The organism is Lacimicrobium alkaliphilum, from assembly GCF_001466725.1.
Taxonomy (GTDB): Bacteria; Pseudomonadota; Gammaproteobacteria; order Enterobacterales; family Alteromonadaceae; genus Lacimicrobium; species Lacimicrobium alkaliphilum_B.
In genome coordinates this window covers 983,948-1,002,619 of record NZ_CP013650.1, presented here as the reverse complement: position 1 = coordinate 1,002,619, position 18,672 = coordinate 983,948, and the positions used below count along the sequence as shown (strand labels likewise).

The window sequence follows — 18,672 nt, the reverse complement described above, 5'->3', positions numbered from 1 at the left end:
ATCCGGATTATCGGTCAATAAAAACAATGTTCTATACGAATCCGCCCTGATTATGGTTTTCCGGCCCGTGCCGATCAATATGTTCAATAAGGGCAGGAAAAAAGTGCTCAAAACACTGCTCAAATTCAGCGTAATGCGCCTCAATTTCTTCAATACTACCCCAAAAGCGGTTGGCAAAGCGGATCCGACCGGCAATGCGATCCAAAGCATAGCCCACTCCGTCCAGCGTCTGATATTGCAGCAGCCAGTTGTGTTCAAGCATGCTTGCTACCACTTTTTGCATCCGCGGTGGCATATCGGGTAAGGCCTGATCAAGATGCGAGTAGGTGAGCTGAAAAAAGCGCTGCGGCTCCAGGTCGCTATAATTCTGCCAGTGGCGCAGCAAAAAATGATCAAACAGCACATCCATGGCGATTCCGGCAAAACGTCTGCGCTCAGGGCTGAAACGGCGCTTAGCCCGCTTTACCAAAGGATGGCTATCGGTAAAGCGATCCACCAGCCGGTGATTTTCCAGCCCTTCTAACACCGGCTGTGGATAGCAACTGAGATCCACACCTTTGCAAAAGTCTCCGAGCAGATTTCCCATGCGGGATGGTGGGTTTGGCCTGGCCAGAAACAGATGAGCTAAATAGTTCATACGCCAAGCCTATATCAGATTTGGCTGACTATGAAGTATGGATAGATTTCATCAGCCAGGCATAGGCGGTATTAAAAGCCGTTTCCTGAAACTGTTTAAGACCGGTTTCGGCAAAAGGTACCGCCAGAGGATTGCGGCGCAGAGACTCTTTGATATCCGTCGGGCTGAACACCACCACCTCCAGATTATCAATCAGCTCGATGGCCGCTTCCAGTTTAAAACCAATGGCGCCCCCGGCAAACTTGCCCTTGGCCGGGCGCTGGCGAATGATCACCTTCTCAATCTTGTAGTCTGCCACCAGCTTGGCAAAGGTACTCTGAAAATGCTTCAGCCCCTTGGCACTTGTATCGGCCAGCGTCAGTTTCCGGCTGCGACAATCAGGCACATGAAACAGCCCGTCTATCAGAGACAACAAACAAATATTCGCTTCATTACCTTTTAAATCAACACCACAGACTTTCATAACTTCTCCTAAGCATCATTGGCCGACAGTATGATACCAATTCGCATAAGTAATTGGATTAAATATCTGCCGGCTCTGGCTTGCGCTGAGGGTTGATGACGAGCAATTAAACTGTTTTAGCCGGTTTGTTAAAAAAACCGGTAACCTTACTGACTACGGCTTTTCTGGCATCCACCATAGCCACACCCAGTATCAGCGCGGTAAACCAGAATGCCACTTCGGTGATCACCGCCACCACAGCAACCACTGCAAGGGTTATATTCTTATCTGCTGACAGCAACAAGGCGGCAGCCATGCCCAGCCAGCAAAGTAGCACCAAAGACCAGATAACAGTCAGGGTGCGTTTTTTATTCAGTTGACGAAATGATTTCAGCCTAAACATAATGCGTGCTCCATTTGTTGATGTCCCCACAATGGGGATTCACAGATTGCAGTCGGCTTATTACCACAAAGCTTACAAAAATATTTTTGTAAGCTTTGTGGTGATGACACGACTATAGGGCCAAAGACAAATCAGGCTGAGGATTTCGGAGTCATGACACTTGGCAGATAACAACAGGGATAACAAAAGCGGCCAGGGGGAACAAACTGTCCAGCAATACTGGTCAAGAATTATCAGGGCCGCGTCCGGCTATGAGGCTCGTCCGGCTATGCGTGATGAACTGGCCCAGGATATGGCCCTGGCGGTCTGGCGTTCCTTATCAGCTTTTAGCGGTCAGTGTGCGCTGAACACTTATATTTACCGCGTGATCCACAATGTTGCGGTGGATCATATTCGTCGCCACAGCCGGACTACGGAATATGAGTTAACTGACGAGATAGAAGATGACAATATCAGTCCCGAATCCGATTTAATCCATAGCCGTCGCCAGCAAAAACTGATCATCGCGGTTAACCGACTTCCTTTAAGTCTGCGCCAGGTGATACTGCTAAAGCTGGAAGATTTGAATAACACCGAGATCGGCGAGGTGCTGGGCCTCAGTGACAGTAATGTTGCAGTAAGGCTAAACCGGGCAAAGCAGAAACTATCAGAACTACTGGCAGGAGCAGAGGAATGAAAAAAGATGAGTTATCCGGGTTGTCTGAACTTTGGCAATCAGCGCCGGAGCAACCCGCTGTTGAGCTGGACAAATTAAAACGCCGCCACAAAAAGCAGTTCTGGCTGATGACGTTTAACGTGATTACCGAGACCATACTGGTGATAGCCGTTGGCTACCTGTTTATAACACAACTCCGAGCCGATACGGACCTGATGCAATCAATATGGCTGGGCTTTGCTTTTTTCTGGAGCAGCGTGACCTACCTTTTGCTGAACCGCAGCCGGTTACATAGTTTCCGTTTACTCAGGAACAAAACGCTGACGGAATCGATTCCTGAACATATCAGCCTGATTAAACAGGAAATTCTGCGTTGGCAGCTGAGCTGGACTGCCACGTTGATCTTCACTCTGGTATTAGCGCTTCTGGTTGGTGTCGATTACCTGGCAACAGGTACCATCACCGTCGATATACCGCGCTTACTGCTGGCGGTCTTCACACTGCTACTGGCGCTATTATTTTTCCGTCACAAAAAGCGCACGGCAGAAATAATCCTCAAGCGACTCTCAGAATAACGCAGCCTGTCTGGAGACTAACAAATATCCATGGATGGAGGCGCCGGTCTTTTTGCGAGCGATAAAAATGCGTTTTTGGCAGTAAAAATGCCCAGCTGGTTGTAAGTGTTTTTCCCTGCCCACGACTAATAGTCCTGAAATTTATCAATCAGGAAACACAACATGTACCGAATTATCTATATTATCGCACTGATTCTGACACTTATCTGGCCAGCATTATCAGTCGCCGCCGCCCCTTCGACATTGTATATTAATGCCACCCTGATTCATCCTGAGGACAACAAGATAGTCAAAAATGGCTATCTGCTGGTCAGCGATGGCCGTTTTGTCGCAGTGGGTCAGAACAAGCCAACTCTCAACGGTCAATATCAGGTGGTGGATCTGCAAGGGAAATATGTCACTGCGGGCTTTATTGATACTCATGCACATATCACTCTGGGTGAAGTCAGCTACCAGGCAGAAGGTCAGAATATTACCTTCCATGCCGCCAACAGTCTTGAAATCGGCCGCTGGAATGGAGACAAACTGCTGCAACATGGTATTACCACAATTCGTAACCCGGGTGGCGATACCAAGGCTAACTTAGCCTACAAGAAAGCTCAGCAAGATGGTCAGCTAAAAGGCCCTAAAGCCTTTGTGGCCGGAGCGATTATCAACACCCAAGCTTTTGATGGACTGGTGGCAGAGGTAAGCACCAATGAAACGATCCATCGCGAGATCCGCGAGCAGGCCCGACTTGGCGTTGACTACATCAAACTCTACACCGGCCTTAGCAAAGAACAAATCGCTGCCGCAGTAGACAGTGCCGACGCACTTCAGTTACCGGTTATTGCTCACCTTGAGGATATCAGCTGGATTGCAGGGGCAGAGCTTGGCATTGATCATCTGGTACATGCCATGCCGGTCTCACCAGACCTGCTTGAGCACAATCAACGGCAGCACTATCTGCAACACCGTCGTCCTGGCAGTTTCAGCTGGTTTGAATGGTATCAGCAGGTGTCGCTGGAAAGCCAACAGATCAATCAGCTCACGCAGACACTGACAACCACAAACACCGCAGTAGATCCCACTCTGATTGTGTTTTACAACGCATTTTTTGCTGATCGGCCACAGGTGACGGCACATGAAGAACTGGAACTGGTTCATCCTGACTTACTTAACAACTGGCGCAGGTTCTATCATTTCAATATCGGCTGGCAGGCAGAGGATTATCAACAAGCAAAGCAGGTCTGGCCCATAGTACTGGCCTTTGTAAAACTTTTGCATGAACGCGGTGTCACCCTTAGTATCGGCACCGACCTTGGCAATCCCTGGGTAATCCCCGGGCTAAGCTATCATCAGGAAATGGCGCTGATGGCCGATGCCGGACTTACCCCGATGCAAATTCTGGCTATGGCTACTCACAAAGGCGCCGAGGTACTGGGTCAGACCAGGCATCTTGGACGACTGGCTCCGGGTCTGATTGCCGACTTTGTCGTATTCAGCTCCGATCCCAGTCAGTCTGTTGCGAATACCCGTGATATTGCAATGGTGATACAGGCTGGAAAGCAGGTCTATCAGAGATGAGTGTATGCCGGGCTTCGGGAGAAGGGCATGGATGCCCGGAGTAAAACGCCGCCTTGATCCAAGCCCTTCTGGCTCGCTCTGAGAGGGCAATTATCTGTGTGGATTGGTATTACGTTGCTGAGCGTGGTTGCGAAAGGCAAAGTCGCATATAATGGTTGATATGCATTCCACTGTCGGTTTTATTTACACCACTTTACCGACTTTTACTGCGCAAAACTTGTAAACAATTGAAATAAAACGATTATTTACTATTGGCACAGCAACTGCATAAATTTGGGTTCAACAGTAGTTTCAGGATACAAGCAATGTTTAAAACGTCTTTGCTAATAATCGCAGCCCTGATTGGTTTTCAGGCCAGCGCAGCGACGCAAGTCTGGGATTTGAGTAATTCTTCCGGAACATCCAGCTCTCTGAGCATGAATATCAATGGTGTCAATGCCAATATTACGGGTTGGTCCGGAACAGGCTACCAGAATATGAGGCAGGCCTGGATTGGCCAGTGGTCGAGTGGTTCAGGGGTCATTCACGACTGGAACGAATATAACAGCAATACACATCACTCAATGGATAATTCAGGTCAGTATGATGCAATGCTGATTACCTTTGATCAGGAAGTATCCCTGGACAGTTTCAGCATTGGCTGGCACTACAATGATTCAGATGTTTCAGTTGCTGCTTATACTGGTAACGGCAGTATGACTGATTTATCCGGCACCAGCTGGAATTCATTTCTGACCAGTGGCTGGACATCGCAGGGCAGTTTTTCTGACGTTGCCAACAATACTTATCAGAGTATTTCTCCTACGGTCACGTCTAAATCCTGGCTGATTAGTGCTTACAATCCGTTTATCGCCAATATGGGCTGGTCAACAGGTAACGACTTCATGAAGTTAAGCGGGCTGCAAACCAGCCAGAAAATAACGACAGAAGTGCCGGAACCCGCTGCCATCGCACTGTTTTTATTAGGCCTTGCCACCCTGGCAGGACGCAAGAGAAACGTCTGATCCTTTCTTACACAGACAGTTATGGGGTAGAGTAATCTACCCCTTTCTCGTTTTTGGTTGCTGTTTATGAAGTCGATTCTTATCGCACTGACCTTGCTACTCTGGGTTGGAGCCTCACTGGCCCAGGATTTTGCGGAACATTACGAAGCTGCTATAGCGTCCTACGATAAAGGCAAACACGAAGACGCTTTTATTCACCTTAAAAACGCCCTGCAAGATAACCCCGACCACCTTCCCTCCACACTGCTGATGGGTAATGTCTATTTCGACACTGGCAATATGCAAGCCGCCGAGCAGCTTTTTATGGAGGCGCTGGAACTGGGGGCCGACCTGAACCTAGTGCTGCCGTTGCTTGGCAGCAGCCTGATTCTTCAGAATAAAGTTGATGCTCTGATCGCTTTTGAAGATCGCTATGACACGCTTAGCCGCAGGGGTAAATTCGAATGGCATCTGCTCCGTGGGCAGGCCTATCTTCTGCGGCAGCGCCCGGAGCAAGCTGATGCACAGTTCAGTCAGGCCAAAGCGCTGTTTCCGGATGAAGTCCGGGCTATAAATACAATGGCAACATTTTACATGCAACAGCGCCGACATGGCGAAGCTGAAGCGTTGATTAATCAGTCAATTGAAAAAGCCCCTGATAATGAGAAATCCTGGCAACTGAAAGGTGATATTGCGCTCAGGCAAGGACAGTTTGACCAGGCGCTAAGCGCTTTTAACAAGGCCTATGCGATCGACACCGATGATTTACTTATTCTGCGCGGCCTAACTCACAGCCATTTTAGCCTCGCCAATTATGAGCAGGCCCGCAAGTATAACGAGCTATTGTTAGAGCTTAACCCGCTTGAGCCTACGGCCAATATCCTCAAGTCCTGGATGTTGAGCTATCAGGGTAACCCTGAGGCCGCCAAAGAGCAGTTAATGACGCTTAGCCAGAACCTGGCCGAACTTGATCCAGATGGACTTCTCTACAAGGGCAGCAACAGCTACGTACATGGTCTTTCAGAGTACATGCAGGGTAATATGGAATCGGCTCAGCGTATTTTGCTGAAACATACAGAAAGGCAGCCTGCAGATACCAAGGCGTTGCGCCTGCTGGCTGAAACCTATATCAGCAAAGATAACGCTGACAGGGCGATCATCTTACTGGAAAAGCATCAGAGCCGGGTCATCAACGATCTTGACCTGGGGTTGCTGTTAATCAACCTTTACTTCACCCAGGATAACCTGTTCCGGGCTGAAAAAACCCTGGAAGCATTACAAAGCCGTTTCGATAGTGCTCCCTCGCTGAAATATACTCAGGCAGATTTACTGGCCAGACAGGGAAAATATGCCAAAGCGCTGGAGAATATTGAGCAGCTTGAGACAACAGCTCAACAGCTGAGGTTTCAATTGCTAAAAGCAAAACTCTTGCTGCGAATGGGCGATGAGGAACAAGCAGATAGCATTATTACGAAGCTGGTCGCGCAACATCCCGAGCACCATCAAACACTGAACCTGTATTCCACATTATTAATCGCCAGGAAGCAGTTTGAGCAGGCGGAAATAACTATCCGTAAAGTGCTGGCTAAAGACAACGACAACGATACCGCGAACTTCAATCTGGCGCTGCTATATGAGGCCAGAGAAGATTATTCTGAAGCCGGTAATGTCCTCCGGGAGTTTCTAAAAGATCGCCCGGCCCATATTCCTGCTCTGCTGAAACTGGCCGACCTGGAAATACAGTCAGGTAATCAGGAAGCGGCCGCCGCCCAGCTACAGAAAGTGCTCAATTACGCTCCTCAGAACAAAGAAGCTCAGGAGAAAATTCTCAATATTATGTTGCAGCGACGCATGTGGAAAGAGGCGCTGAGTATTGTTGATGGCCTGCGTAAGACAGACCGGTTTAACCCTCAATATATAGGTTTACAGGCCAGATTGTATCTTGAGACCAATGATCCTGAAGCGGCAACGTCCAACCTGAATGTCTTATTCAGTCTGTGGAGTGACGATGCCGGGAAATTACTGGAGCTGGCGACCCTGCAACAACAGGCGGGCGACGCTACCGGAGCCCGCAAGAGCCTCCAGAAAGCCGAACAGTTACAACCCGGAAATAGCGCAATATTGCTTGCACTGACCAGAATGGAGCTGAGCAACGGAAATTTATCTGCCGCCCAAACCCTGCTTGACCGACTCGCAGACACCGATATAAAGCCATCGCAACTCTGGCTGATTAAAGGTGAATATGCCCGTGCCGGTAACAACTGGAACGTCGCCAGCCAGGCGTTCAGCCAGTCTATTGCCGAGGATAACGGCAACCTTGGAGCCATCGTAAGCTTCTATCAGATGACTCTGGATGGCCACCATGCCGGGCAGTTCCATACCGTTATGGAACCCATCATAGAACAAGCCGCAACCCCTGCGTGGATCCGTAAGCTATTGGCCGACAGTTATCTGGTTACCAACAATAATGACAAAGCTCAGCACCACTATGAAGCGCTGTTGGACACCACAGAGTTTAAAGATCATCCGGCAGTGCTGAACAACCTTGCTAATCTCTATGCGGCCTCTGATCTGGACAAAGCCCTGCGCACGGCAGAAAAAGCGCTCACCGCGGCAGGCAACAGCAATCATGCACTGCTGGATACACTGGGCTGGATCCATGCTCGTAAAGGCAATTATGAAAAAGCGTTGTCACGGCTACGCGAAGCCTACGTGTTGAACTCTTCCGATCCGGAAGTCCGCTATCATCTGGGCTATGTCCTGGCCAGGCTGAACCGCAATGAAGAAGCCAGAAGTGAGCTGCGGATAGCGACCAAAGACAGCAGCCATCCCATATATGAGGAAGCGTCATTGCTATTGGAAAGCCTGGATAAATAAGCGTTTTTGCTGTTAGCTGGTGCTACCAAACCTGAATACTGCTTTTCAGACACTCAGGTTTATACCAATCCGCACAGATAATTGCTCACGCTGAGTGGGTAATTATCTGATTAGTTGGCCGCCGTTACCATAAAAGGAAAATTCGCATTGGCGACCTTGCCACTGCCATTTTCTATGGTCACAAACAGGCGGTAAGGCCCCGCGTCTTGTGGTGCCAGAAACTGCATCGTCCCCTTTTTATTGTCAGCAAGCTGTTTTAACGGCAGCGGCTGCGGACGGGATTCGGGATCGCCACCGGATTTAATATCCGTACTCTCCGGTAACACCTCCCAGTCAATGCGAATTTGACTGTCGCTGCCCGGTTGGTAGTCAACAATCACGTCCACCGGCTGGCCGGGTTTAAGGTGCACACTGTCTGTGGCGGCCTGATTCTGTAATTTAAAAGACAAAATCGACGGTGCCCGCTCAACGGGCCATTCACCCGTCCAGAGGTAATGCAGGCTGTCCACCACCTCAGTCGGGTTACCTGCTTCGGTAAACACACCATACCAGGTTGGGGTGGTTTCCTGTTTCTGCCCCCATAAAAACGCGTAGGAGCCCAGCGCTTTACCCGGCGCACCGGCGATGCCCTGCTCATATCTATGCCGATAAATTGCGGCCTTTTCACTGCTGCTTTGCTCAATCGGCACGCCCCAGTCTGTTTTATCAACTTCCCAATGGCCTGTTGGCCCCCACTCCGTCACCACATAAGGGCCGTTATAACCAATTTTATCCAGAGTCTGAGGCAGGGTTTCCAGTCCGCCGTAGATATTAATACTCAGATAGTCAATGCTGGGTACACGACTGGCGATCAGCTCTGCTTTTTCTTTATTGATGCCCGCCGTTACCGTCGTCACCAGATGATATGGGTCGAGGCTTTTGATCATCGCGGCAATCTCTTCAACGGCATACCACATATCGGTGTTGGTATAGAACAAATCGAGTTCATTACCTATGCCCCATGCCAGCAGTGCCGGATGATCTTTGTATTTGAGCACTGTCTCCCGGATTCGCGCCTTCTGCGAAGTGACGGCGGCCTCATCATTATAATCAAAGCCGTGCCGTTCTTTTCCCATACGCAATCCCAGCATTACCGTCAGACCAGCCTGATGGGCATCGTCGAGTATTCGCTCTGCGTTATCAGTGCTCCAGGTACGCAGCGAATTTCCACCGCTTTGGGCCAGATAAGCCAGATGCTGATGCCCTCCGGCTCCCTTTATAAAGTAGGGCTGGCCCTGACGCTCAATAATCCAGTTTCCGTCCTGCTCAACCAGTTTTACCGGAACAGGCGCCATCGTCTTTTGCGCTTTCGCCAACGGCTCTGCGACGCAGACAAAGAAAAGCGACGTCAGCAAACAAATCACGACGAGTTGGGAAAAGCGGAATAGAGACATAAATAAGCCCAGATTGTTGAAAGCGCTTACAAATGTAGTATCGAAGCACCACTGATGGCAAATATATTTTCACAAATGAGCGACTGGAAATTAAAAACCCGGCCAGAGGCCGGGTCAGAAAGAAATGCTTTTAGGGTAAAGGCTACCTGAGTTATTACTCTCCGGCCCCTTTAAAATCGCCACCGCTATGCAGCCAGTCGGCATGCTTGGGGGCCTTCTTGGTACGCGCCCATTCGTCCAGCATATCCGGAGCGACACGCTTGAGTTCGCCCAACATGCCTGGCTTAGCCGTGTTTGCCGCCAGTTCAATACGATGACCATTAGGATCAAAGAAATAAATGGATTTAAAAATCGTATGGTCAGTGGGACCCAATACGTCGACGCCATTGGCTTCCAGCTTCGCTTTCGCGGCCAGCAGCTCATCCATACTCTCTACTTCAAACGCAATATGCTGAACCCATGCTGGGGTATTCTGATCACGGCCCATTTCCGGCGAATTGGGGATCTCAAAAAAGGCCAATACATTACCCATGCCCGCATCCAGAAAAACATGCATGTAAGGGTCAGGCTCTTTAGTAGAAGGCACTTCGTTCTCAGCAATCGCCAGCTGGAAGTCCATGCCCAGCAAGTCACGGTAAAACTCGACCGTCTGCTTGGCATCCTTACAGCGGTAGGCCACATGATGGATACGTTTAATTGCCATTATGCCGTCTCCTCATTTTTCTTTTTGACCACACCACGGTTCACCTGATCACGTTCAATCGACTCAAACAAGGCCTTGAAGTTACCCTCACCGAAGCCTTCATCTTCTTTGCGCTGGATAAACTCAAAGAATACCGGCCCAAGCATCGTCTCAGAGAAAATTTGCAGCAACAGACGAGGCTGACCGCCTTCGGTAGTGCCATCGAGCAGAATACCGCGGGACTGAAGCTCATCAACAGGTTCACCGTGCCCCGGCAAACGCTCTTCCAGCATCTGATAATAGGTCTCGGGGGGCGCCGTCATAAACTTGGTACCCTGCGCCTTGAGGCGGTCCCAGCAGGCCAGCAAATCATCACAGGCAAACGCAATATGCTGGATGCCTTCGCCATTGTATTGCATCAGAAACTCTTCGATCTGACCGCCGCCACCGGCGGCCTCTTCATTCAGCGGAATACGGATTTTGCCGTCAGGTGCGGTCATGGCTTTAGACAACAAACCGGTATATTCACCTTTGATATCGAAATAGCGAATTTCACGGAAGTTAAACAGCTTGGTGTAATAGTTGGCCCAATAATCCATGCGACCGCGATACACATTGTGCGTCAGATGATCCAGAGTATGGAAACCACAACCTTCGGGATGACGATCGACACCTTCAATCCAGTTAAAGTCGATATCGTATATTGTCTCGCCTTCTTTATAGCGGTCGATCAGATACAGGTTGGCCCCACCGATTCCCTTAATCGCAGGTAAACGCAACTCCATCGGCCCGGTAGGAATTTCAACAGGCTGAGCACCTTTTTTCAGGGCTTCTTTATAGGCAAACTGGGCGTTCTTCACCCGAAAGGCCATACCGCAGGCTGAAGGGCCATGCTCTTCAGCGTAGTAAGAAGCGTAACTCCTGGGCTCGTAGTTAGTAATAAAATTAATATCGCCCTGGCGCCACAGTTCAACATCTTTTGATTTATGTACAGCGACCTTAGTAAAGCCCATGGATGCAAATACGGTTTCCAGCACCCCTTTTTTCGGTGCGGTGAATTCCACAAATTCGAAACCGTCCAAACCCATCGGGTTTTCAAATAAATCGGCCATGTTATTGCCTCCTGCCACTGGATCTTGTTTTGTATGCTGCAAAGCCTGTTAAAGCCCGACGCACACTGGAATAATTATGATGGCAGCCAATTTAGTTGCAGTAACAACTATTGTCAATCCGGCCAAATCCGGGGATGATACAGTGGAAACATTAGAGGACAGCAAATGGCAAATAAACAAGACAACCCGGTGCTGAGACTGGAACGCTTTTTTCCTTATCGTTTGTCGATTCTGTCTAATAAAGTCAGTGGTATTATCGCTGACACCTACAAAGACAAATTTGCCATCTCCATTACCGAGTGGCGGATTATGGCTGTACTGGGCGAATGCCCGAATATTTCAGCAGACGAAATTTCAGCCAAAACCCAGATCGAGAAATCCATTTTGAGCCGCTCAGTCAATAAGCTGTTAAAACGTAAACTGATCGAACGAAATATGGCACAAGACGATCGCCGCCGGTCCATTATTCGTTTATCGGCAACGGGCAAGTCTGTCTATGAAGAGATTGTACCGCTGTCATATCAGTATGAACGGGCTCTGCTGGAATGTTTCAGTAAAGAAGAACAGAGTCAGTTCAGTCACCTGATCGACCGCTTGTACGAACACGCCAGTGCTCTGAAGTAATTGAGACGTCTCACAAAAGAACCTGCTCAGATGTTCCATTTCCCTGATTTGTAGATATCCGCCAATAAGCTGAAACATAACTTCTTCTCAGAAAGAGAACGTTTTTCGGAAAAATTTTCTGCCTTTAACCCTTTTGGATGTTTCCGGGCGTTATATCAATGAAGACAACAAAGGGGAAAACAATGAAAACCGCAAACATTATGCCCGAGAGCATCCCGCAAAACTTCATCAAAGTATTCACTTTCAGCATACTTGCAAGTGCAGTAACGTTTGGATTGTTTGTTCTGATGGATACCCTGACTCGTATTGATGAAACGACAAAAGCTGAACAGGCAACTTACATCCCCATTGTCGCCGTGATGGAGGAGCCCAGACTTGAAGAGCCCCGAGAAACGCTACCGGCACCGCCAGAATTATTGATACCTCCGGAGAGAACACGCGCAGAGCCGGTTCAGAATACTGAAGTCCCGGGAATAGGTACAAACTATAACCCAGCTATACCTAAAAGCGATTTTGGCACCGAAACACTGCAAAGCTTTATGCCTTCAGATAACAATGCCATGCCGATCGTCAGAGTTGAACCCAAATATCCTGTTGAGGCCGCAAGAGAAGGTATTGAAGGCTGGGTTAAATTGTCTTTTGATATCAACTCCCTAGGCCAGGTTGAGAACGTAAGAGTACTGGACGCTGAGCCGACCAGAGTATTTGAACGGGAGGCAAAAAGAGCCTTGCTCAGATGGAAATACAAGGCCAAAGTAATAGAAGGCAAAGCGATCAGGCAGTCCGGTCAGGTAGTGATGCTGAGCTTCAATCTCGACAGCTAAGGTAAGGAAACGAATGACTCTGACGGTAGCCATTAAGTCGATTTTTAATATTGAAATCGATAATGACGAACTGATGCGACAATATGTTGTAACTGGAGACAGTAAACTGCTGGCCAGACTTTACGATAATTGCGCTGACGATCTATATCATTACCTGGTCAGCCATGCAGATAAAGAGCTGGCTAATGATGTCAGCCAAAAGACCTGGCTCAGGGTCATCGATAAACGCCACCTTTATCGCAGTAACGGCCAGTTCAGAGCCTGGTTATTTACACTAGCCCGTAATCAGCTGATGGATGAATTCAGACGTATACAACGCCAACCATTATCAGAGCCTGTTGACGTTGTTGCTCAAGCAATAAAAGACCCGGGTGACGATTTGCAAAAACGCTTTGATAAAGCGATAACCAGTTTGCCCTTTTTGCAACGAGAAGCTTTTGTTCTTCATCACGAAGGTTTTGGCCTGCAGGATATTGCCCAAATCACTGGCGAACCTACAGAAACCATAAAAAGCCGGATTCGTTACGCTAAAAAACAACTCAAGAGATTATTGGAGATGGATCATGACTGACTCTGGGAAATCTGTTGAGCAGCTTTATCAACAGAGGAAACGTCAACTGAAGGCGCCCAGGCAAAACCGTGAGTATGTTTTGTCTAAGGCCAATAATCAGACGGGAAAGGGCTTATCAGGTTTCAATTTCTGGAACTGGACGCTTGGAATTTCTCTGTGTGCTGGCGTTATTGTGCTGTTCAGCATTGTCGGGAATGTTCAGCAGCAACTTCAAAGCCCCCCAAGCAAGTTCAGACAATTCACATTCACAGCCTGCACGAAGAAGAGGATCCGTTGTTGGCATCCATTACCAAAATGAAGCAGAGAACCCGTATTGAACAGGAAAAAAACTATGCCAGCTATATGCAAAGCCAGGCGCTGTTGAACGCCCACCATAGTAACAATGCAAGATTAGTGAGTATCGATAGCAGTTGGCAGATAGAAACCTGTGAACAGCAACTCATTGTTCTGACACAGGAGCTGGTAGCGCAAATGAAACATCTTAAGATGCTTGAGCAAAGCCTCAAACAAGGCGATCAAATAGAGATCGCCTTTGACCAACGCGGCAGAATCCTGACGATCAAAGCCCGGTCAGATGGTGCAACCTGTTGAGAAGCTCTGCTGGAATGTTTTAGTTATCAAGAACAAGCTCAGGGTAACAGAGCAGTAACGCCCTGACTTTTATGCTCTGTGGCGCGCAGGTCATAGCTGGCTTTTTTACCGCCGACTGCTATCAGGGCAAAGGTTTACTATATTTCATGCTGCTTGTAGTATCGATTGCCTTCAGAATGACCTGGCTTTATCCCCTATGGAAAACCCTATACTGCTGGCGCCGATACAGGTTGTTGACTTATTCTGCCGCTTCGCCGCAGTCGGTGTTTTGTTCAGTTTACTGCTGAATAGCGTTTATCGTGCAGTGCCAAAGGTCGCCTGGAGTTATGCCGTGCTGGTGGTGTGCTGTGCCGCCTATTTGTTACTCACCGCGCCCATTGCCAATCACCACTATGGGTGGCTACGTCCACCACTGTTATTGCTCACTGATCTCACTTCCCTGGCATTACTGAATCTGTACTGGTTACATACCAAAGATAAAATAGTGCTGTCTGCACTACCACGTTGGGCATTGGCAATCAGCGGCGCCTGGCTACTCTGGATCGGCTATTTCTTTCTGTTTAGGGCGGGACGTGGTCTCTACCATGATATTCATCACGCCCTGTGTTTATCGATATTGGTGTATATCCTGATCGATGCAATAAAAGGCTTTGAGGATGATCTGGTTGAAAAACGCCGGCGCTTACGGCTGATAATGATCCTCACCATCAGCTTTTACATGGTCCTGCTAACGCTGGTTGAGCTGGCTCAGACCAGCCTTAAGGATCATTGGCTATTCAGTCTCGGCAATGCAGCCGCGGCACTGCTGGTAAGCCTTTACTTTACGTACGGATATATCCTTATGGCGGGCCGTCCATCAACCGAGTCGCCTTCCCCACTTCCCAGAGAAAACACAAAGCCTGAACCGCATCCACTGATTGCCGTGCTTACCAGACTCATGGAGGAGGGCTTTTATCAACAAAATGGTTTGACCGTTAATCAACTGGCTCGTGAGCTAAAGGTACCGGCCCATCAGTTGCGCCAGGTGATCAATGCCCAGATGGGCTTTGATAATTTTACCCAGTTCATCAATAGCTACCGCATACCGGCTGTCTGCAATGCGCTATCGGATCCGGATCGCACCTCAGATCCCATACTCACTATTGCACTGGAAGCCGGTTTTAATTCCATCGCCCCTTTTAACCGTGCGTTTAAACAGAAAATGGGCATGACACCCAAAGAATATCGTCATCGATTTCAAAAATGATCAGCATTTTTCAGTATCAATAAGACCTGTGCCGCCTGCTGCTCTAGCCTTCTGAACTCTCGTCCATACTAAGTTCAGGAGCACAAGATGCGCAAAGTTATCTTATTCACGGTTATTTTTATTGTTATCGCCGGTTACATTTTATTGGCGCCGGTTTATCAGTTTTATGCACACAAGAACAAAGCCCCCATGCCCCCGTGGGGCTATCTGACCATTCCTGCTGATAGCCCGGCGTTTTCTGAGGTAATGAATGATCGATATGCGCAGGCAGCTAACAACGCGACTGCGGCACTCGAAACTCATCGCAAACAGATTAACAGCCCGGGGATCTCAGCAGCAGTAGCCATCGATGGTGAACTGGTCTGGCGTGGCGGTTCCGGATGGGCCGATATCGCGGCCGATAACCCCGTCAATGCACAAACCCAGTTTCGTATCGGCAGTACCTCAAAAGCTCTGACGTCAACGTTACTGGCTCGCCTGGTACAAAGAGACATCCTGAATCTGGACACGCCCCTATCCCGTTTCAAATTGACAGAGTTAAATCCGGCCTGGAATACGATCACCCCCAGGCAACTGGCCTCGCATATGGCCGGTATTCCCCATTATAAAGAAAGTACCGAATGGGCTGGCCTGTACCGGTTTATGACCCTTAACACCCGGTATGAGGATGTGCTGGATGCAGTGCGGCTGTTTGATGACAGCGACATGCTCTTTGCACCCGGTGAGAAATTCAGCTATTCCAGCCTGGGCACAGTTTTACTCAGCGCAGTGATGCAGCAAGCCGCTCAGGCTCCCTACCAACAACTGATACACAAGGAAGTACTTACCCCACTGAATATGCAAGACACCTTTGCGGAGCCAGCCATCGGCCAGGCGACAGATGATATGGCCCGCTTTTACTGGCGCCAGGATGAGTCAAAACCCGTTGTCAGGCCATGGCGTGACGTGGATCTGAGCCATCGACTGGCTGGTGGAGGTTTTATCTCTACACCTTCGGATTTAGTTAAGCTGGGGCTGGGGTTTATCAATAACGATTTTATCCAGCCACGTGTTCGCCAGCAGTTCTGGAGTGCACAAACACTGAATAACGGTGAGCCAAACGAACAACATTATGCCATTGGCTGGCGCGTGCCCATGTACGACTATGGTGAGGGTATCGGTAAACTGCTAACCGCCAATCACGGCGGCGTCTCCCGGGGCTCACAAAGCTGGCTGATGGTGATTCCACAGTACAATATGGCAGTGGCGGTAATTATCAACACCACTACTAACATATTCTGGGACTTTGGCAGTGTGTCGACTGAACTTGCCAGGGCTTTTATCGCTGCGCGGCAACAGCACAACTAAAAGGTAGTCCTGTCTTTAAACGGTTTTGGCGACTTGTCTTTTGCCAGACCGTTTTGCATGGCAATGCGCTGATTTTTGCGGCCCAGAATGCGCAACTGAATCAGCCGCTCCCAGAGCAGTGCTCCGCGGGTGTCTTTTTTCCAGGTTTTTTTAAACAGGGCTTTGGCTGCGGCCACCGCATCGGGACTTTTTCCACATAACGTGGTGGCCAGCTGCTGCGCAGATTGAAGAGGCTCGTCGCTGACTTTACTGATAAGCCCATACTCTGCGCCCTGTTCACCACTGAATATTCGTCCGGTCATGGTTAATTCCTGGGCAATATCGACCCGGGTCAGGCGTGACAGGGTTACCGTGCCGCTCATATCCGGAATCAACCCCCACTTGCTTTCCATTATCGATAACCGTGAATCCGGCGTCGCGATACGATAATCACACCCCAGGATAATCTGCATACCACCGCCAAAGCAGTTGCCGTGAACGGCAGCGATCACCGGCATAGGTAAATCCCGCCAGATATGCGCAACGCGCTGAAAGCGATTGTCTTTGGACCAGGGCCATTTAAGAAAGAACTTCACCGCCATAGAGGGCTTTTTCGCCACCGCGGCAAAGTCCAGCCCGGCACAGAAAGATTCACCAGCACCGGCCAGGATCACACAGCGAATGCTGCGATCTGTCTTAATTGCTTTGGCCGCATCCAGCAAGCCATAGAACATGGCTTCATTGAGACCATTGTGCTTATCAGGGCGGTTTAAGGTCACGGTGGCGATAGCGCCCTGTTTTTCCAGTAATACAGTGATATTGGTGCTGTTCATGTTGTGCTCTGCCAAAAGAGGTCTGACCACAGTCTAGCAAGATCCAGGGGGCTTTTCATAACTCAAACCTTGGGCTAACAGCCCTGAAAGTGGCCAGTGTGGATGATTTTTTGCCACAAAACCGGCAAACTCAGCTCTGCAACCAGAGGAAACACAGTGACACTCGACTTTGATAGCGGATTATTATTGATTGGCATGGCCCAGGGGGCGTTCCTGTCTGCCAGCCTGTTGTTAAGAAAACAGGGGCCAAAGCTGGCAAACCGCGTATTAGGCACACTGATGCTGGCACTGACGATGGGACTGGTCACCCACTTTATGACCGTTACACAAAGCTGGTCACAATGGCCAAGACTGTACATTGTTCTCAGCACCAGCATCATGCTGTTCGGCCCGCTGCTGTTTGCATACATTAAACTGCTGACCCGGCGGCAACAGAAACTGTTGTATAAGGATGCCCTTCACCTGCTGCCCTGGGCCGCCTTGCTGGCGCTGTTCACCCCCCTATTACTGATGCCTCAGGCGCAATTATTAGAGAACCTGAGCACCTCGGCCAGGCAGGCAGGCCCGAACTTTGGTCTGCCCTTTATTAAATTACTGCACCTTACTTTGTATACCCTTGCCAGTGCAATCGTGCTGTATCAGCACCAGGCCCGCGTGAATCAGGAGTATTCCTACCATGACAAGGTCAGCCTCAGTTGGCTGCGATTGCTGGTCGCCGGATTCCTGCTGATGGAAGCCAGTTCACTGGTCTTAGTCGTGATGGAGCCTTATTTTCAGTTGCTGGACAAGCTCGACAGCTGGCTATCGCTGGTGCTCATTGTGCTTATTTTTCTGACCGGATATCAGGGCCTTAATCAACCCCAGGTGTTTCTTGGTCTGGACAAGCCACCAACCCCCCTGCCAGTGCGAAAGACACTTCACTTCCCTTCGCACAGCAGGCTGAACTCGCGCAGCGATTGGCGGCGCTGATGTCGCAGCAACAGGTATTCAAAGACCGCTTTTTAAGTCTGCAGACACTGGCCGAACAGGCAAAGGTGAGCCGGCATACCTTATCCCAATACCTGAATGAGGTAGAGGGCTGTCATTTTTACGATTTTGTTAATCGTCATCGTGTGCAGGAGGCCAAAGAGCAGTTGCAACACAGCGCTTCAACCATTCTGGATATCGCCCTGGAGGCAGGCTTTAACAATAAAGCCACCTTTAACTCCGCCTTTCGCAAACATACCGGTATGACACCGAGTCAATACCGACAGCAGCAATAGACGCTCGCCGGCCCCGGAAAAGATAAACTG

20 protein-coding genes are annotated in these 18,672 nt (G+C 49.3%); 13 read left to right on the top strand and 7 right to left on the bottom strand.

The genetic code is table 11. The annotated features are described in order from the left end of the window. Positions 1 to 31: 31 nt before the first annotated feature. From AT746_RS04575 to AT746_RS04565, 3 genes are all read right to left on the bottom strand, one after another. On the bottom strand, positions 32 to 637 hold the full coding sequence (locus AT746_RS04575) for an ACP phosphodiesterase (RefSeq protein WP_062477070.1): 606 nt from the start codon (positions 635 to 637) through the stop codon (positions 32 to 34). Between the two features lie 28 nt (positions 638 to 665). Beyond that, positions 666 to 1,100 carry a DUF3010 family protein gene (locus AT746_RS04570; RefSeq protein ID WP_062477067.1) on the bottom strand — a complete coding sequence of 145 codons (435 nt, stop codon included), beginning with the start codon at positions 1,098 to 1,100 and terminating at the stop codon, positions 666 to 668. A gap of 106 nt (positions 1,101 to 1,206) precedes the next feature. Beyond that, the gene (locus tag AT746_RS04565; protein WP_062477063.1) at positions 1,207 to 1,482 is read right to left on the bottom strand and encodes a hypothetical protein; all 276 of its coding nucleotides are present in this window, start codon (positions 1,480 to 1,482) and stop codon (positions 1,207 to 1,209) included. 160 nt (positions 1,483 to 1,642) lie between these two features. Between AT746_RS04565 and AT746_RS04560 the strand changes: the two genes are divergently transcribed. The 5 genes from AT746_RS04560 (at position 1,643) to prsT (ending at position 8,138) form a co-directional block, all read left to right on the top strand. Beyond that, positions 1,643 to 2,158, top strand: coding sequence for an RNA polymerase sigma factor (locus AT746_RS04560; protein WP_062477060.1), 516 nt, complete (start codon positions 1,643 to 1,645; stop codon positions 2,156 to 2,158). Further along, the gene (locus AT746_RS04555; RefSeq protein ID WP_062477058.1) at positions 2,155 to 2,712 is read left to right on the top strand and encodes a hypothetical protein; all 558 of its coding nucleotides are present in this window, start codon (positions 2,155 to 2,157) and stop codon (positions 2,710 to 2,712) included. The genes AT746_RS04560 and AT746_RS04555 overlap by 4 nt, the downstream gene beginning before the upstream one ends. A 162-nt stretch (positions 2,713 to 2,874) precedes the next feature. After that, positions 2,875 to 4,278 carry an amidohydrolase family protein gene (locus tag AT746_RS04550; protein WP_062477055.1) on the top strand — a complete coding sequence of 468 codons (1,404 nt, stop codon included), beginning with the start codon at positions 2,875 to 2,877 and terminating at the stop codon, positions 4,276 to 4,278. Positions 4,279 to 4,583: 305 nt separating this feature from the next. Beyond that, on the top strand, positions 4,584 to 5,282 hold the full coding sequence (xdp1, locus tag AT746_RS04545; protein ID WP_062477052.1) for an exosortase-dependent surface protein XDP1: 699 nt from the start codon (positions 4,584 to 4,586) through the stop codon (positions 5,280 to 5,282). 66 nt (positions 5,283 to 5,348) lie between these two features. Beyond that, positions 5,349 to 8,138, top strand: coding sequence for an XrtA/PEP-CTERM system TPR-repeat protein PrsT (gene prsT, locus AT746_RS04540; RefSeq protein ID WP_156413626.1), 2,790 nt, complete (start codon positions 5,349 to 5,351; stop codon positions 8,136 to 8,138). 110 nt (positions 8,139 to 8,248) lie between these two features. Here the strand turns inward: prsT and AT746_RS04535 are convergent, their stop codons facing one another. From AT746_RS04535 to hppD, 3 genes are all read right to left on the bottom strand, one after another. Next, a complete protein-coding gene (locus AT746_RS04535; RefSeq protein ID WP_231731013.1) occupies positions 8,249 to 9,493 on the bottom strand; it encodes a glycoside hydrolase family 2 TIM barrel-domain containing protein in 1,245 nt (414 codons plus the stop codon). Between the two features lie 232 nt (positions 9,494 to 9,725). After that, a complete protein-coding gene (locus AT746_RS04530; protein ID WP_062477044.1) occupies positions 9,726 to 10,274 on the bottom strand; it encodes a VOC family protein in 549 nt (182 codons plus the stop codon). Further along, the gene (gene hppD, locus AT746_RS04525; protein WP_062477041.1) at positions 10,274 to 11,365 is read right to left on the bottom strand and encodes a 4-hydroxyphenylpyruvate dioxygenase; all 1,092 of its coding nucleotides are present in this window, start codon (positions 11,363 to 11,365) and stop codon (positions 10,274 to 10,276) included. Before hppD ends, AT746_RS04530 begins: the two co-directional genes overlap by 1 nt. A 165-nt stretch (positions 11,366 to 11,530) precedes the next feature. Between hppD and AT746_RS04520 the strand changes: the two genes are divergently transcribed. From AT746_RS04520 to AT746_RS04490, 6 genes are all read left to right on the top strand, one after another. Further along, positions 11,531 to 11,989: a MarR family winged helix-turn-helix transcriptional regulator gene (locus AT746_RS04520; RefSeq protein WP_062477038.1), complete on the top strand. Its 459-nt coding sequence runs from the start codon at positions 11,531 to 11,533 to the stop codon at positions 11,987 to 11,989. 182 nt (positions 11,990 to 12,171) lie between these two features. Then, the gene (locus AT746_RS04515) at positions 12,172 to 12,813 is read left to right on the top strand and encodes an energy transducer TonB (protein WP_062477036.1); all 642 of its coding nucleotides are present in this window, start codon (positions 12,172 to 12,174) and stop codon (positions 12,811 to 12,813) included. A 13-nt stretch (positions 12,814 to 12,826) separates the two neighbouring features. After that, entirely contained in the window at positions 12,827 to 13,384 is a 558-nt protein-coding gene (locus AT746_RS04510; RefSeq protein ID WP_231731012.1) for an RNA polymerase sigma factor, read from the top strand. A gap of 276 nt (positions 13,385 to 13,660) precedes the next feature. Further along, a complete protein-coding gene (locus AT746_RS04500) occupies positions 13,661 to 13,975 on the top strand; it encodes a hypothetical protein (protein WP_156413625.1) in 315 nt (104 codons plus the stop codon). 196 nt (positions 13,976 to 14,171) lie between these two features. Then, positions 14,172 to 15,221, top strand: coding sequence for a helix-turn-helix domain-containing protein (locus AT746_RS04495; protein ID WP_062477027.1), 1,050 nt, complete (start codon positions 14,172 to 14,174; stop codon positions 15,219 to 15,221). Positions 15,222 to 15,308: 87 nt separating this feature from the next. Next, entirely contained in the window at positions 15,309 to 16,568 is a 1,260-nt protein-coding gene (locus AT746_RS04490) for a serine hydrolase domain-containing protein (protein ID WP_062477024.1), read from the top strand. Here the strand turns inward: AT746_RS04490 and AT746_RS04485 are convergent. Continuing rightward, positions 16,565 to 17,380 carry a crotonase/enoyl-CoA hydratase family protein gene (locus AT746_RS04485; RefSeq protein ID WP_062477022.1) on the bottom strand — a complete coding sequence of 272 codons (816 nt, stop codon included), beginning with the start codon at positions 17,378 to 17,380 and terminating at the stop codon, positions 16,565 to 16,567. The two genes, AT746_RS04490 and AT746_RS04485, sit on opposite strands and share 4 nt — an antisense overlap. A 156-nt stretch (positions 17,381 to 17,536) precedes the next feature. On the opposite strand from AT746_RS04485, the gene AT746_RS04480 reads away from it, so the two are divergent. Both AT746_RS04480 and AT746_RS04475 read left to right on the top strand, forming a co-directional pair. Continuing rightward, the gene (locus tag AT746_RS04480) at positions 17,537 to 18,349 is read left to right on the top strand and encodes a hypothetical protein (protein WP_156413624.1); all 813 of its coding nucleotides are present in this window, start codon (positions 17,537 to 17,539) and stop codon (positions 18,347 to 18,349) included. Further along, positions 18,349 to 18,642: a helix-turn-helix domain-containing protein gene (locus AT746_RS04475; protein WP_062477004.1), complete on the top strand. Its 294-nt coding sequence runs from the start codon at positions 18,349 to 18,351 to the stop codon at positions 18,640 to 18,642. The genes AT746_RS04480 and AT746_RS04475 overlap by 1 nt, the downstream gene beginning before the upstream one ends. The last annotated feature ends 30 nt before the right edge of the window (positions 18,643 to 18,672 follow it).